The sequence below is a fragment of the Staphylococcus piscifermentans genome, from assembly GCF_900186985.1.
GTDB lineage: Bacteria > Bacillota > Bacilli > Staphylococcales > Staphylococcaceae > Staphylococcus > Staphylococcus piscifermentans.
Map to the genome: position 1 here is coordinate 1,179,410 of NZ_LT906447.1, position 13,288 is coordinate 1,192,697.

The 13,288-nt window shown below is 35.0% G+C and carries 13 protein-coding genes; 11 read left to right on the top strand and 2 right to left on the bottom strand.

From position 1 onward, the window contains the following. Positions 1 to 93 precede the first annotated feature (93 nt). The 5 genes from queG to fumC all read left to right on the top strand — a co-directional run bounded on the left by queG (position 94) and on the right by fumC (position 4,652). Complete coding sequence (queG, locus tag CKV71_RS05435; RefSeq protein ID WP_095107254.1) at positions 94 to 1,218, top strand: tRNA epoxyqueuosine(34) reductase QueG; 1,125 nt, start codon at positions 94 to 96, stop codon at positions 1,216 to 1,218. Positions 1,219 to 1,224: 6 nt separating this feature from the next. Then, the gene (gene trmL / locus CKV71_RS05440; protein ID WP_095104570.1) at positions 1,225 to 1,695 is read left to right on the top strand and encodes a tRNA (uridine(34)/cytosine(34)/5-carboxymethylaminomethyluridine(34)-2'-O)-methyltransferase TrmL; all 471 of its coding nucleotides are present in this window, start codon (positions 1,225 to 1,227) and stop codon (positions 1,693 to 1,695) included. Between the two features lie 242 nt (positions 1,696 to 1,937). Then, positions 1,938 to 2,537, top strand: coding sequence for a 6-phosphogluconolactonase (locus CKV71_RS05445; RefSeq protein ID WP_095104572.1), 600 nt, complete (start codon positions 1,938 to 1,940; stop codon positions 2,535 to 2,537). 137 nt (positions 2,538 to 2,674) lie between these two features. Beyond that, a complete protein-coding gene (locus tag CKV71_RS05450; protein ID WP_095107256.1) occupies positions 2,675 to 3,091 on the top strand; it encodes a hypothetical protein in 417 nt (138 codons plus the stop codon). Between the two features lie 172 nt (positions 3,092 to 3,263). Beyond that, positions 3,264 to 4,652: a class II fumarate hydratase gene (gene fumC / locus CKV71_RS05455; protein ID WP_095104574.1), complete on the top strand. Its 1,389-nt coding sequence runs from the start codon at positions 3,264 to 3,266 to the stop codon at positions 4,650 to 4,652. A 180-nt stretch (positions 4,653 to 4,832) separates the two neighbouring features. Here fumC and CKV71_RS05460 read toward each other — a convergent pair whose 3' ends face one another. Next, positions 4,833 to 5,657 carry an RluA family pseudouridine synthase gene (locus CKV71_RS05460; protein WP_095104576.1) on the bottom strand — a complete coding sequence of 275 codons (825 nt, stop codon included), beginning with the start codon at positions 5,655 to 5,657 and terminating at the stop codon, positions 4,833 to 4,835. 195 nt (positions 5,658 to 5,852) lie between these two features. After that, positions 5,853 to 6,962: an RNA-guided endonuclease InsQ/TnpB family protein gene (locus CKV71_RS05465; protein WP_095104578.1), complete on the bottom strand. Its 1,110-nt coding sequence runs from the start codon at positions 6,960 to 6,962 to the stop codon at positions 5,853 to 5,855. 424 nt (positions 6,963 to 7,386) lie between these two features. Here CKV71_RS05465 and CKV71_RS05470 point away from each other — a divergent pair, with 424 nt between their 5' ends. The 6 genes from CKV71_RS05470 (at position 7,387) to CKV71_RS05495 (ending at position 13,286) form a co-directional block, all read left to right on the top strand. Beyond that, entirely contained in the window at positions 7,387 to 8,517 is a 1,131-nt protein-coding gene (locus CKV71_RS05470; protein WP_095104580.1) for a GAF domain-containing sensor histidine kinase, read from the top strand. Then, positions 8,517 to 9,146 (top strand): response regulator, encoded by a 630-nt coding sequence (locus tag CKV71_RS05475; protein ID WP_095104582.1) that lies wholly within the window; start codon positions 8,517 to 8,519, stop codon positions 9,144 to 9,146. The genes CKV71_RS05470 and CKV71_RS05475 overlap by 1 nt, the downstream gene beginning before the upstream one ends. 145 nt (positions 9,147 to 9,291) lie before the next feature. Next, on the top strand, positions 9,292 to 10,572 hold the full coding sequence (locus CKV71_RS05480; RefSeq protein ID WP_095104584.1) for a dicarboxylate/amino acid:cation symporter: 1,281 nt from the start codon (positions 9,292 to 9,294) through the stop codon (positions 10,570 to 10,572). 421 nt (positions 10,573 to 10,993) lie between these two features. Beyond that, on the top strand, positions 10,994 to 11,458 hold the full coding sequence (gene xdrA, locus CKV71_RS05485; protein ID WP_095104586.1) for an XRE family transcriptional regulator XdrA: 465 nt from the start codon (positions 10,994 to 10,996) through the stop codon (positions 11,456 to 11,458). Between the two features lie 189 nt (positions 11,459 to 11,647). Beyond that, entirely contained in the window at positions 11,648 to 12,778 is a 1,131-nt protein-coding gene (locus tag CKV71_RS05490; protein ID WP_095104588.1) for a DUF445 domain-containing protein, read from the top strand. Positions 12,779 to 12,941: 163 nt separating this feature from the next. After that, positions 12,942 to 13,286: a YlbF/YmcA family competence regulator gene (locus CKV71_RS05495; protein ID WP_095104590.1), complete on the top strand. Its 345-nt coding sequence runs from the start codon at positions 12,942 to 12,944 to the stop codon at positions 13,284 to 13,286. Positions 13,287 to 13,288 lie beyond the last annotated feature (2 nt).

Below are 13,288 nucleotides of genomic sequence, written 5' to 3' on the forward strand. Positions count from 1 at the left end.
AATAAATGTCTCAGTTTGTTTTTGAATTAATTCCTCGAAGTATTGCAAGATGTGTTAAAATACAAAATGGACGATTTAAATGGAGGCACTATGTTGGACTATAAACAATTAAAAAAAGATATTATTGAATATGCCTATCAGATTGGAATTGACAGCATAGGATTCACAACAGCAGATCCATTTGATGAATTAAAGCAAAAGTTAGTAGAGTATCACGCTAAAGGTTATGCTTCAGGTTTTGAAGAGTCTGATATCGATTTACGTGTAGACCCTAAACTATCTATGCCGACTGCACGCTCTATTATTGCAATTGCAGTAGGGTATCCGAATAAATTGAAAGGTGCGCCGCGTAGTACCCGAGGAGACCGCAGAGGAATGTTTGCAAGAGCTTCATGGGGTCAAGATTATCATACGATAATGCGTAAACGCTTGGACAAACTTTCTGAATATATACAAGAACGTGTGCCGGACGTTGAAATGATGTCGATGGTAGATACGGGTGTGCTATCAGATAGAGCTGTAGCTGAAAGAGCAGGACTTGGTTATACAGGCAGAAACGGTTTCGTCATTAATCCTGATTTAGGAACATGGACTTATTTAGGAGAAATGCTTGTCAGTATTCCTTTTGAACCGGATGACCCATTGCTAGACAGTTGCGGTGATTGCACCATTTGTGTAGACAGATGTCCAACGGGAGCATTAGTAGGCGATGGTCAACTGAACAGCCAGAAGTGCATCAGTTTTTTAACACAGACAAAGGGTTACCTTCCTGACGAGTATCGTTCTAAAATAGGTAATCGACTCTACGGCTGTGATACTTGTCAGCAAGTATGTCCTAGAAATCGAGGTATCAACACAGAGCATGATGATATTGTATTGGAACCTGAAATTTTGAAACCACGACTGATTCCTCTATTGCAAATGAGTAATAAAGAATTTAAAAACACCTATGGTCATTTGGCAGGAGCTTGGCGTGGCAAAAAACCGATACAACGTAATGCGATTATTGCCTTAGCACACTTTAAAGAAGAAGCTGCAGTTCCAGAGTTGAAAGAAGTAGCCTTGAATGATGCAAGGCCGATGATTAGGGGAACAGCTTATTGGGCAATTGGACAAATTGCTGGTGAGGCAGAACGTGAATTTATAGAAGCACAGCTTGAAACAGAAATTGAAGAAGTACGAGCAGAAATGCTAAAAGGATTAGAAAAGAGGAATTAAGTAAGAATGACAAATCATGTTGTATTATTTCAACCGGAAATTCCTGCGAATACAGGAAATATAGCAAGAACGTGTGCAGGAACAGATACGCATCTGCACCTGATCAAGCCATTAGGTTTCAGTACAGATGACAAAATGTTGAAACGTGCAGGATTAGACTATTGGGAACACGTTAATATTACTTATTATGAAAATATTGAAGAATTCTTTGAACAGACTGAAGGTCATTATTATTTAATTACGAAATTTGGATCAACTACATTCACAGATTTTGATTATTCAAATCCAGATGAGGAACATTATTTTGTATTCGGTCGCGAAACAACTGGCTTACCTGATTGGGTGAAGGAAAAGTATCACGACACTGCTTTAAGAATTCCAATGAATGATCATATACGTTCTTTAAATTTATCTAATACAGCAGCAATTTTAGTTTATGAAGCGTTAAGACAACAGCATTATCCAAATATGCAATAATAAAAACACTGAATCTAATGCAATATTAGAGTGTTATCGTTATAATTAAGAGGAACGTGTTAAGTACGTTAGGAGTTTATATATAATTCTGATAGGGTAAATGAAATATCAATGAATATACTTGCGAGACTCACTCTCGCGTTATTAATCATTGGAGTATCGGTATGATGCCGTTCGCCGTTATGATAATCATTAGATAGAATCTATCAACTAACCGAGAACAATTAGAGGAGTGTACATTTATGGCAATGAACTTTAAAGTATTTCCAACAGCAGATACAACTGCACGTTATGCTGCAGATATAATTAGAAAACAATTCAATAACAATCCTACTACTATTATGGGTGTACATTTAGCAGACGACCATGCACCTGTACTTGAAGATTTAAAACAAAATGTTTTACGTCATCCAGTAGATTTCAGTCAAATTAATATTTTTGATTATGATGACAACAAGTCATATTATGAAACTTTAGGTGTTCCTGCAACTCAAATTTATGAATTATCATATAATGATAATCCGGTTGAAAAAATTGAAGAAGATATTAAATCTAAAGAAAATAAAGCTAAATTCACTATGCAAGTGGTTTCTATCAATACCAAAGGTAAATTAGATGTATCTGTTAAAACAGGTTTAATGCCTGCTAGAGAAATTGTGCTTGTTGTGACAGGTGCTGAAAAGGCAGAACTTGTTAAAAAGTTATATGGAGAAAATGGTAACTCAAGCTATGTACCTTCAGACTTAAAAGCACATCGTATGGTTAATGTACTTTTAGATGAAGCGGCAGCAGAAGGTTTACCTGAAGATGTACGTCAATATTTCACTGAACGTTTCGCATAATATTAGATTTAACGGTAATTATCCGACAGTTGTTTGATGAACCCATCTAAGCAATTGCCGGATTTTTATTTGTGTTCATTACATTTTTCGTTTATATTTTAAGAAGTGATTATTTAGAGAAAGGAATTATGAAAGTAATGCAAAACTTACATAGATATTGGAAACTTTTAATGATATTGACTGTGATATTAGGTTTGATCTCTATCAAAGGTTTTCCAATAGCATTAGGCGCACTCTACTTGCCTGTTTTATTCCGAGTAGTGAAACTACAAATGAATTTATCTAAAGGATTGATTAATGAAAGAGATCCGAAAATTTTTATTAAAAGTAACCAAAAAGGGGTTGTTATCAGTGTCGTGTGCTGCATTGCAATTACCTATATTTTGATGAAAGCGATAAGTGATTTTTACGCTGGTCTGACTGGATTTTTAGGTGCTTTAGTTGCTATCAGTCCTGTAACTCTGGCGATTAGTATTATCTTATATATTATCTCTGCAATAGCTGTAATACAAGCAGTGAAAATTCATTTTGCCAATGCACAGAATGTAGAATAATGATCAACTGAGTTTGAAACTTACAGGTTTCGGCTCAGTTTTTTGTTACAAAATGCAATTTTCAGAGCATTTTGAACCATATATGAAAGCGTTAACGCAATAGAGATTTTATTTAAAATAATTTAATGCTATACTGAGGTTAAACACCACTCATAAAGGGGAGAAAAGTCAAATGTCAGTAAGAATTGAACATGATACTTTTGGAGAAATTGAAGTACCTGGAGATAAATTCTGGGGTGCACAAACAGAACGAAGCAAACGTAATTTCCCAGTAGGTAAAGAACGTATGCCTATTGAGGTTGTTTATGGATTTGCACAATTAAAACGCGCAGCAGCTTTAGCCAATTTTGATTTAGGCAAACTTAGCGAAGCAAAAAAAGATGCGATTGTATTTGCATGTGACCGAGTAATTAAAGGGGAATTAGATGAACACTTCCCGTTAGTTGTATGGCAAACAGGAAGCGGTACACAAAGCAATATGAACGTGAATGAAGTTGTAAGTTACGTTGCGAATGACTATTTGAAAAAACACGGCAGTGACGAAACTGTACATCCAAATGATGATGTGAATAAATCTCAAAGTTCAAACGATACTTTCCCAACAGCAATGCACGTTGCTTTGTATCATGAAATTGAATCAAATCTTGAGCCAGCATTGAAGCAACTACGCGATACTTTTGAGAAAAAAGAAAAAGACTTCCACGATATCATCAAAATCGGACGTACGCACTTGCAAGATGCGACACCGATTCGTTTAGGCCAAGAAATCAGCGGATGGCGCTATATGTTAGATAAATGTGATGAATTATTAAAAGAATCCAAAGCACATTTATTAAATTTAGCAATCGGCGGAACTGCAGTAGGGACAGGTATTAATGCGCATCCTGAATTCGGTGATCGTGTTGCTGAAAAAATCAAAGAAAATACAGGTTATCCATTTGTTTCTTCAGAAAACAAATTCCACGCATTAACTTCACATGATGAAGTTGTGCAATTACATGGTTCATTAAAAGCACTTGCTGCTGACTTAATGAAAATTGGCAATGATGTACGTTGGTTAGCTTCTGGTCCACGTGCTGGGCTTGCAGAAATCAGCATTCCAGAAAACGAACCAGGTTCATCTATTATGCCAGGTAAAGTCAATCCGACACAATGTGAAATGTTGACAATGGTTGCTGTACAAGTGATGGGTAACGACACAGTTGTCGGAATCGCTGCTTCACAAGGTAACTTTGAATTGAATGTATTCAAACCAGTCATTATGGATAATACATTACAATCTATTTATCTTTTAGCAGATGGAATGAGAACATTTGATCAAAACTGTGCACAAGGTATTGAACCTATTGAAGAAAATATTGATCAATACTTAAATCGTTCACTGATGTTAGTCACTGCTTTAAATCCACATATCGGTTATGAGAAAGCAGCTTCAATTGCTAAAAATGCACATAAAAAAGGCATTACATTGAAACAATCTGCAATTGATTCTGGCTATTTAACAGAAGAACAATTTGACGAATGGATCAAACCGGAAAACATGGTTGAACCTAAAGAATAGGATACATTAAAGGGAGTCTTGGATATTATTTTGTCCAAGACTCCCTTTTTTTTCTGAATTGGCAGTAGCTATCTGAATAGAAAATGCGCTTGTTCCAAGCTTTTTTCTATCCTAGTTAGCCTTGCCGGGGCAGAACAACGAAATAATTTTAGACTATGTTATTTCTGTTCTGCTCCCTTTTTACTTATCATCTAAAGAAACGGAAATTTTTTCTTTAGTAAGCGGATGTGTGAATTCAATTTGGTGACTGTGCAATTGTAATTGTCTTAATTTAGAATCACCATACAGTGGATCTCCTAATACAGGATGGCCAATCGCTGCCAAGTGTACACGAATCTGGTGTGTGCGTCCTGTATCAAGTTTAATATCTAGCTCACATTCATTCTCTTTTATCATTTTAGAATCTAAAATATGAGTGATTGCGCGTTGACCAGTTGACGAAACACGTCTGCGATTAGCGTGAAATTTATCTTTGCCTATAGGTTGATCAATCGTTTGAGGCTTCAACGGTAGTTGGCTTTTAACACGTGCTTTGTAAATTCTAGAAATTTGGTTCTCTTCCAACATCCGATCGAGTAATTTTTTCATCAATGGATTTTTAGCAACTATCAACAAGCCGACAGTTTCTTGGTCCAAACGATGAATCGGTTCAGCATAGTCGCTGTCGAGAGTGTAAATCACATGATTCATCAAGGTATTACTTTCTTTTAAGTCATTAGGATGGGTTTTGACACCTTTAGGTTTCTTAATAATGGCAAGATCATTATCTTCATAAAACACTTCAGCATAACGGTAACTTGGCAAATAATTGCTTTTTTCATCAGGAGTCGGAATGAAAACAAGATCATCTTTATGCACTTTATCCGTTAATTTAGCTTCGTTATTATTAATTTTAATTTCTTTAGACATATTCAGTTGATGCAATTCTTTTTTCGGTAATTTAACATCTTGAAAAATTTCTCTTAAAGAATAATCATTATATTGTTCAGGTACTTTAAATTCCATAGTTTCCTGCTACTAAAAACATATTCAAACGTCATTAGAGAATTTCTCTTTTCACTGAGGTTGATTTCATTTGAAATCAGGTCTATGAACCTCTCCCAGAGCGTTACTTCCGATGTAGCCCACCGTAGTTTGAAACTTTATCTATACATTTAAATTGTGTGATAACCTTTTAGTAGTTTTCCTTTCATTGTTTTATTACACTATCACGGTGTAATCTGTTGCTTGTTTCAAATTTATACTGGCATTGATATCTCTGTCCTTCTTCATTCCGCAATGATTACAATAATACTTTCTTTGATTCAAAGGCATAGGTTGTATGTGATCGCAATCAGAACATATTTGACTGGATGGATAAAATCTGTCGACTTGGCGTAATTCAATACCATAATCTCGACATTTGATTTTCAACCATTCAATGATATAACCCAATCCAATCTGTTGAAAACTATTGGCCAATCTTTTGTTTCTCATCATGCCTTTGATGTTCAAATTTTCAACGGTAATAAATTGCGGATTGGTGCGAACAATAGAGAGTATGCCTTTGCGTTTGATATCTTTTTTAATATTTTTAATACGTTTATATAATCTTTGTACTTTCAACAACTGTTTATACCAATTGCGAGAACCTTTTTTCTTTCTGGATAATTTTCGCTGCTGTCGTTTCAAAGATTTATCAAGTTTGATGATAATTTGATTCGTTTTGAAGCTTCTGATTTTTACACCGGAGGGTGTGAATACAGCTTCTTTCAACCCTAGATCAATACCGATTCCCTCTGTCTGTTTCGGTTTGAAAATAGGGGGAGGCGGTTGATCAACTAATACCGACACATAATATCTGTCATATTCTTTAACAATGGTGGCAGATTTTATATTATTTGTGGGAATGTATCCTTTTTCTTTTAATTTAATCCATCCCAGCTTCGGCAATTGGATTCGATGTCGTTGTATATGAATGGTACCGATCAAATAATAGCTTCCGACACCCGATTTCTTATTGAACTTCGGATAACCTTTTTGTTTTTTGAAAAACGTCTGATAAGCACGATGTGCATTCATAATAGATTGTTTGACAGCTTTGCTGGCACTTTGTTTAATCCAATGTTTATCCGGATGACTTGGAAGATATACATTGTTCATCCATTTGCTGAAGGCAAAACCGTTCATGTATGATTGTCCCGTTTTATGGAAATTTTGGTTAGTTTCGATAAATTTATTGTAAATCCAACAGCATGTGCCGATGGTTTGGTTGATGGTCTGACGTTGTTCAAAAGAAGGATTGATTTCGGTTTTATATGCTCTCAGCATATTCTGCCACCCTCTTTTTTCAATGGACCAAAACCATAGATACAACCGCTAAAAACAAGGATAGTTACGGTGTTGTGTTAAAACTTCCAATTGATTTTGTAATGTAATAGGTTGCGATGGGTTCGTAGTCCGACTGTATGCTATATATATACGATTAGATGGGTAGGAAACTGCACTTCCTAATTTTCCATTTATTTCTTTAGTCTTATACATGATTGTCGCCTCAATTCAATTATAAATAGGTTTGGGTATGTCTATAAACGTTTGATTATATTTTTAGTAACTGTCCTACTCCTCCCTCAATCATTAATACTAATCATAACATAATTAGGGCATAAAAACGCTTGGAAATAAGTAGAATGCTATCGTTCATTGTGATGAGAATGTATAATAAAGTAAAGTATTGATGATAAGGAGTGTACGCATGGTCCAACCTACACGCTTAGCTTTATTAAAAGAAATAGCTGAATATTTGAATGAAGAAACTGAAATTTATGCCATGATGCACGGTGCTTTAAAGCGTTTGATTGAAGGCAGTTCATTTTCTACAGGTTGGATTTTCTTTATTAATGAGGACGGCATTCAAGAAATGGTAGCAGATTATCATCTTCCGCCATCTTTAATGAAAGAAGATTGCAAGAATATGAACGAAGGGACTTGTTGGTGTGTACAAGCCTATAATAGCGAGCGATTGACCAAAGCTTCGAACATTATTCATTGTTCCAGAATCAGTGCGGCTAATCAGAAGTATCAGGACGAATCTGCAGATATTACGCATCATGCTACGGTGCCGCTGCGCTCAGGATCTGAAAAGTTCGGGTTATTGAATGTAGCTTCTCCTAAGACAGTAAAATATTCAGAAGAAGATTTAGAGTTGTTAGAATCTGTAGCCTTTCAAATAGGTTCAACGATTAAGCGTATCGAGCTTACGAACCAAGAGAAAGAAGCTGCCAGACTTAACGAACGTAATCGCTTAGCACGCGACTTACATGATTCGGTCAACCAAATGCTTTTTTCATTAAAACTGACTGCTCATGCGGCATATGGTATGACTAAAGAACCAGTGTCTAAAAAAGCTTTTCAAACCATTGAAACGACCAGTCAGCAAGCGGTGAATGAAATGCGTGCCTTGATATGGCAATTAAAGCCTGTAGGTCTGGAACATGGACTTGTAAATGCCATTAAACGTTATTGTGAGTTGATTGGCATCGAACCTGAAATACAAGTAGAGGGTTTAATTGATTTGTCCAGCAGTATTGAAGAACATGTGTATAGAATTGTGCAAGAAGCGGTAAATAATATTAAAAAGCACACCAATACTCACCAAGTTCGTCTCAGCTTGACGCAAACTGAACATCATTTTAACGTAACCATTGCGGATGAAGGAAAAGGATTTAACTCTGACTTAATCGGTGAAACTTCACATGGTATTCATAATATGAAACAACGTATTAAACAAATACATGGACAGATTGAAATAAATTCTATAATTAATCAAGGTACAAGCATACAATTACAAATACCAGTTACCAGTAGAGATAAGGAGCATGAATGATGACGTATCGTGTCACTTTAGTAGATGATCATTATATTGTCCGGCAAGGATTAGAATTTTTAATCTCCACCATTGATGATTTATCCGTGGATGGAAGTTTTTCAAACGGAAAAGAATTCTTTGAAGCGTTAGAGTCCGCACAACAGCTTCCTGATGTTGTCTTACTAGACTTAGTAATGCCGGAAATGAATGGAATCGAAGTCACTGAAAAATTAAAAAAAGAATATCCGTCTATTAAAATATTAGTTCTCACAAGCTATGCAGACGATGAACATGTCATCTCAGCAATTAATAAAGGGGCAGATGGTTATGAGATGAAAGATGTTGAACCTGATGCGCTTATTCAATCAATACATAAGGTATTGCAAGGATCTAAAATGATTCATCCGGAAATACAAAAAGTAATCGATGATGTGGCTAAAAAACCGCATTATATAAATAAACTTTCAAACCGAGAGACCGAGGTTTTAAAAGAAATGGCTAAAGGTAAGACAAACAAAGAAATTGCTGAAACACTCTTTGTATCTGAAAAAACAGTAAAAACGCATGTCAGTCATATCTTTTCAAAATTACAAGTCACAGATAGAACACAAGCAGCTATTTATGCAATGGAAAATAAATTAATTTAATATTATTTTATAGTGGTGAAAAGCTTAATTGACAGCGATTTCACCACTATTTATTTTTAGTGAAAATCATCACAATTAAAATAATATTTCCTTTTTCTGAAAAATCTGATTATAATAGATGTAAAGGGATCAGGGGGTATGCAAAATGAAAAGTAAACATTTAACAATAAACATTGTGGTTGCACTGATTTTAGGTATTGTAATTGGTTCTATTTGTGATATTTTTGCGCAATCAAATACGGTAAAGTTTGTTGACCAATATTTCTTTAATACTGTGGGTCAAATCTTCTTAAATTTAATCTTTATGCTCGTCGTACCTGTTGTATTTGTATCAATCGTCTTAGGGGTAGTGGGAGTCGGTGATCCGAAATTATTAGGAGGAATTGGTTTAAAGACACTGGTCTACTTCTTGTGCACCACGGCCATTGCTATCACAATCGCTATTCTCCTAGCGTTAGCTATCAAACCTGGCGCTGGTCATTCAGATTTATTAAAAAGCGCAGATGTAGCTTCCTATCAAAAAACATTAGATAAACAAAATGAAGGAACAGAGGCACCTGCCAAGCAAACGTTCGATCAGACCTTGATTAACCTCTTCCCGAAAAATCCGCTTGAAGCAATGACACAAGGTAATATGCTTCAAGTCATTACGTTCTCAATTTTTATTGGAATTGGAATTATGGTAATAGGGGAAAAGGCACTAATTGTTCGACAATTCTTTGAACAATTTAATGACGTTCTGATGTATATTATTTCAATGATAATGACAGTGTTTGCGCCAATAGGAACGTTCTGTTTAGTTGCACATGCATTTACTGGAGCTGGATTTGGTGCTATTAAACAGTTAGGTTTGTATTTCATAGTCGTACTGATAGCGCTAATTTTACATTTCTTCCTCATTTATGGTGGAACCATCAAATTCATAGCTAAAGATAGTCCTATTAAATTCTTTAAAGGGTTCATTCCAGCTATTACAATTGGTTTCGGCGGTTCAAGTTCAAATGCGGCACTGCCTGTCTCTATGGAATGTACGAAAAAAATGGGCGTACGGCCAGAAATCGCTTCGTTTGTTCAACCTTTAGGTGCAACGATTAATATGGATGGCACAGCAATCATGCAAGGTGTGGCTACTATCTTTATTGCTCAAATTTCAGGAGCGAATCTTACAATTGTTCAAATTTTAACTGTTATTGTTATTGCAGTTATCGCAAGTATTGGTACAGCAGGGGTTCCAGGAGTAGGACTGATCATGCTGGCAATGGTACTGACTGCGGTAGATTTAAACCCTGCAGCTATCGGTATTATTATCGGTATAGATAGATTGCTGGATATGACCAGAACTGCAGTAAATATTACAGGGGATGCAGCTTGTGCCTTTATGATTTCTAAACAAGAAGATAAAAAGTTGGCTAAAAAAGCAAATTAAATATTAAGAGAGTGGGCGACGAAATAATTTAAATTATTATTTCTACCCCGCTCTTTTTTTGAGTTAATCACTTACTTGGGTTTAAAAGTTTCTTTTTAAGGTAAAATTAACTTAAAATAAAAAAATGACTTGAAAAAACATACAGATTCGCCATAATAGAGTATGAAGCCTTACCCCTTTAACGATAAAAAATAAATAAAATGTTTGGAAACACCGGCAATTGCAAATGCAACTCTTAATGTAGTGATTATGTTTGATAATTTAGACAATTTCGGCTTTAATGAAATACGTTAAAAATTACATTTTCACTCTTTTAATTTTGTTGATTTTGTATTAAGATGTAATTTGTGTTTCAAGAAATGTGTATAATTGCAATTTCTTGTGTCCGGTGAAATTTCACAATAGAAAGGTAGATAAGATAATGGATAGACAAAGTTTTACAGATTTAATTCAAACAAAGTTCAAGATGGTTAGAATAGAAGCAGGTTATACACAAGATACAATGGCTCAAACAATCGGCTTATCAAAGAAAACACTTGTTCAAATTGAAAAAGAACGTGTGTTGCCGAACTGGACAACTTGTGTTTCAATTTGTGCTTTATTCAGAGATTCAGATGTTTTGAACAGCACATTCGGTTGTGATCCATTAGAAATAGTACAAACAATTTCAAGAAATCATTGTGCGTATCCTAAGCACCCAACTACTAGCGACATCTACTGGGATACAAAAGACTCTCGCAACGGTTATATCTTACAAGGAAATAAAGTAAGTGAAATCTACCGCGTCTTGAATCAAGATAAACAACCTATTTTCGGTACATCTAAGTTAAGAGAAGCTGAAACTTACTTTGGAAGAATTTCTAAAGATGAATTAGTACATGCTTAAAACTTGGTAGGACATAAGTGAAAACGGAATCTCTTAATGAGATTAATATACTTAAACTATAGATGAGTAATAAAAAGATTGGTGACTGCAGAAGGTCATCAATCTTTTTTTACGATTTTAAAATTAGTCTTAAATTCAAAAATACTGTAAAATACATTGCACGAGTGTTAAATAAAAGGAGATACCAAAATGCACGCTTTATTAGTGATATTATTTATGATTGTCATTGGTGCGTTAATCGGTGGAGTGACTAATATTATTGCAATTAAGATGTTGTTTCATCCACAGCGCGCTTACCATATCGGTAAATGGCGCATACCATTTACTCCAGGTTTAGTACCTAAACGCAGAGAAGAAATTGCCTATAAAATCGGGAATGTAATTGAAGAGCATTTAATCACTGAATCGTTAATCAAAGAAAAAATCAGTTCATTAAGTGCACGCCAAGCGATTGAGAATTTTATTTCACAGCAAATACAGAAATTGAAAAGTGACGATGCAACATTGCAAAATTTTGCCCGCTATTTTGATATTGATTTAGCTCAAACCGCTGAAGATAAGTTACGCACGGTTATTGATAATAAATTAAGTCAATATTATAGCGAGCATCAACAAGAAGCGTTGAAGCATTTAATTCCTAAAGAATTAGAAGCAGAATTAGATGAAAAGGTAGAAGCGCTTACCCCGTTGCTTTGTGATCGCGCACGTATTTATTTGTCCTCAGCAAAAGGGGAGCAAGACATCTATAATATGTTAGATACATTTTTCACTGAAAAAGGTAAGATAGTCGGCTTACTACAGATGTTTATGACAAAAGAAAGTATCGCAGAACGTATTCAGCTGGAATTGATTCGTTTAACCAACCACCCGAAAGCACGTAAAATTGCGGCCCAACTGATTAGTAATGAATATGAAACCTTGAAAAACAAACCTTTCGGCGAAGTTATCGACTCAGAACAATACAACAATATTAAAGATAAGTTTACTCCGTTGATTTTATCTTATGCTGATATTTCAGGGCGTGTTCATCAACCGTTAAAAGAATTAGCACCAAACTTAATGGAGTATGTTGAGCAACACGCAGCGAGCTGGACTACGAACCTTATTGTAGAGAAAGCAGCTGAGCACCTTTCTGCAATTATGCAACAAGTTAACTTAAGCGGTATTGTTGAAGAACAAATTAATTCATTTGATTTAGATTATATCGAAAGTTTGATTATTGAAATAGCTAATAAAGAATTGAAATTAATTATGTTGCTTGGATTCTTATTAGGCGGAATTATTGGTTGTTTCCAAGGGATTATTGCATTATTTGTTTAAAGTTCGTAAATTAAGGAATGTAATAAAAGGTAGAGTTAGTTACAAATATAGATGCAAGAATTAAGCGGCGATTGAGCAATGACTAAATGTTTCGACACCGGTCTTTATTTATGTTATTGTAATGACGGCGTAGTTACACAAATATTAAGAGGAGTGAATTTAAATGGCAGTAAATTTACATGATCATGCACACAAATTAGAAGAAGCGTTAAGAAACAGCGAAGAATACAAAGCAATCAAAGATGCTTACGACAAAGTTAAAGCGCATGAAGAATCTAAAAAATTATTCGATGAGTTCCGTGAAACTCAATTGAAATTCCAACAAATGCAAATGCAAGGCGAACAAATCGAAGAAGAAGATTTGAAAAAAGCCCAAGAACAAGCTCAAGCAATTGAAAAAGACGAAAACATTGCAGAATTAATGGCTGCAGAACAACAAATGAGCCAAGTATTCCAAGAAATCAACCAAATTATTGTTAAACCATTAGACGAAGTTTATGCTGACTAATT

Excerpts from the sequence above, each read along its gene's own strand:
- trmL (WP_095104570.1), top strand. The coding sequence starts at position 1,225 with ATGACAAATCATGTTGTATTATTTCAACCGGAAATTCCTGCGAATACA.
- CKV71_RS05445 (WP_095104572.1), top strand. The coding sequence starts at position 1,938 with ATGGCAATGAACTTTAAAGTATTTCCAACAGCAGATACAACTGCACGT.
- CKV71_RS05450 (WP_095107256.1), top strand. The coding sequence starts at position 2,675 with ATGCAAAACTTACATAGATATTGGAAACTTTTAATGATATTGACTGTG.
- fumC (WP_095104574.1), top strand. The coding sequence starts at position 3,264 with ATGTCAGTAAGAATTGAACATGATACTTTTGGAGAAATTGAAGTACCT.
- CKV71_RS05460 (WP_095104576.1), bottom strand. The coding sequence starts at position 5,657 with ATGGAATTTAAAGTACCTGAACAATATAATGATTATTCTTTAAGAGAA.
- CKV71_RS05465 (WP_095104578.1), bottom strand. The coding sequence starts at position 6,962 with ATGCTGAGAGCATATAAAACCGAAATCAATCCTTCTTTTGAACAACGT.
- CKV71_RS05470 (WP_095104580.1), top strand. The coding sequence starts at position 7,387 with ATGGTCCAACCTACACGCTTAGCTTTATTAAAAGAAATAGCTGAATAT.
- CKV71_RS05475 (WP_095104582.1), top strand. The coding sequence starts at position 8,517 with ATGACGTATCGTGTCACTTTAGTAGATGATCATTATATTGTCCGGCAA.
- CKV71_RS05480 (WP_095104584.1), top strand. The coding sequence starts at position 9,292 with ATGAAAAGTAAACATTTAACAATAAACATTGTGGTTGCACTGATTTTA.
- xdrA (WP_095104586.1), top strand. The coding sequence starts at position 10,994 with ATGGATAGACAAAGTTTTACAGATTTAATTCAAACAAAGTTCAAGATG.
- CKV71_RS05490 (WP_095104588.1), top strand. The coding sequence starts at position 11,648 with ATGCACGCTTTATTAGTGATATTATTTATGATTGTCATTGGTGCGTTA.
- CKV71_RS05495 (WP_095104590.1), top strand. The coding sequence starts at position 12,942 with ATGGCAGTAAATTTACATGATCATGCACACAAATTAGAAGAAGCGTTA.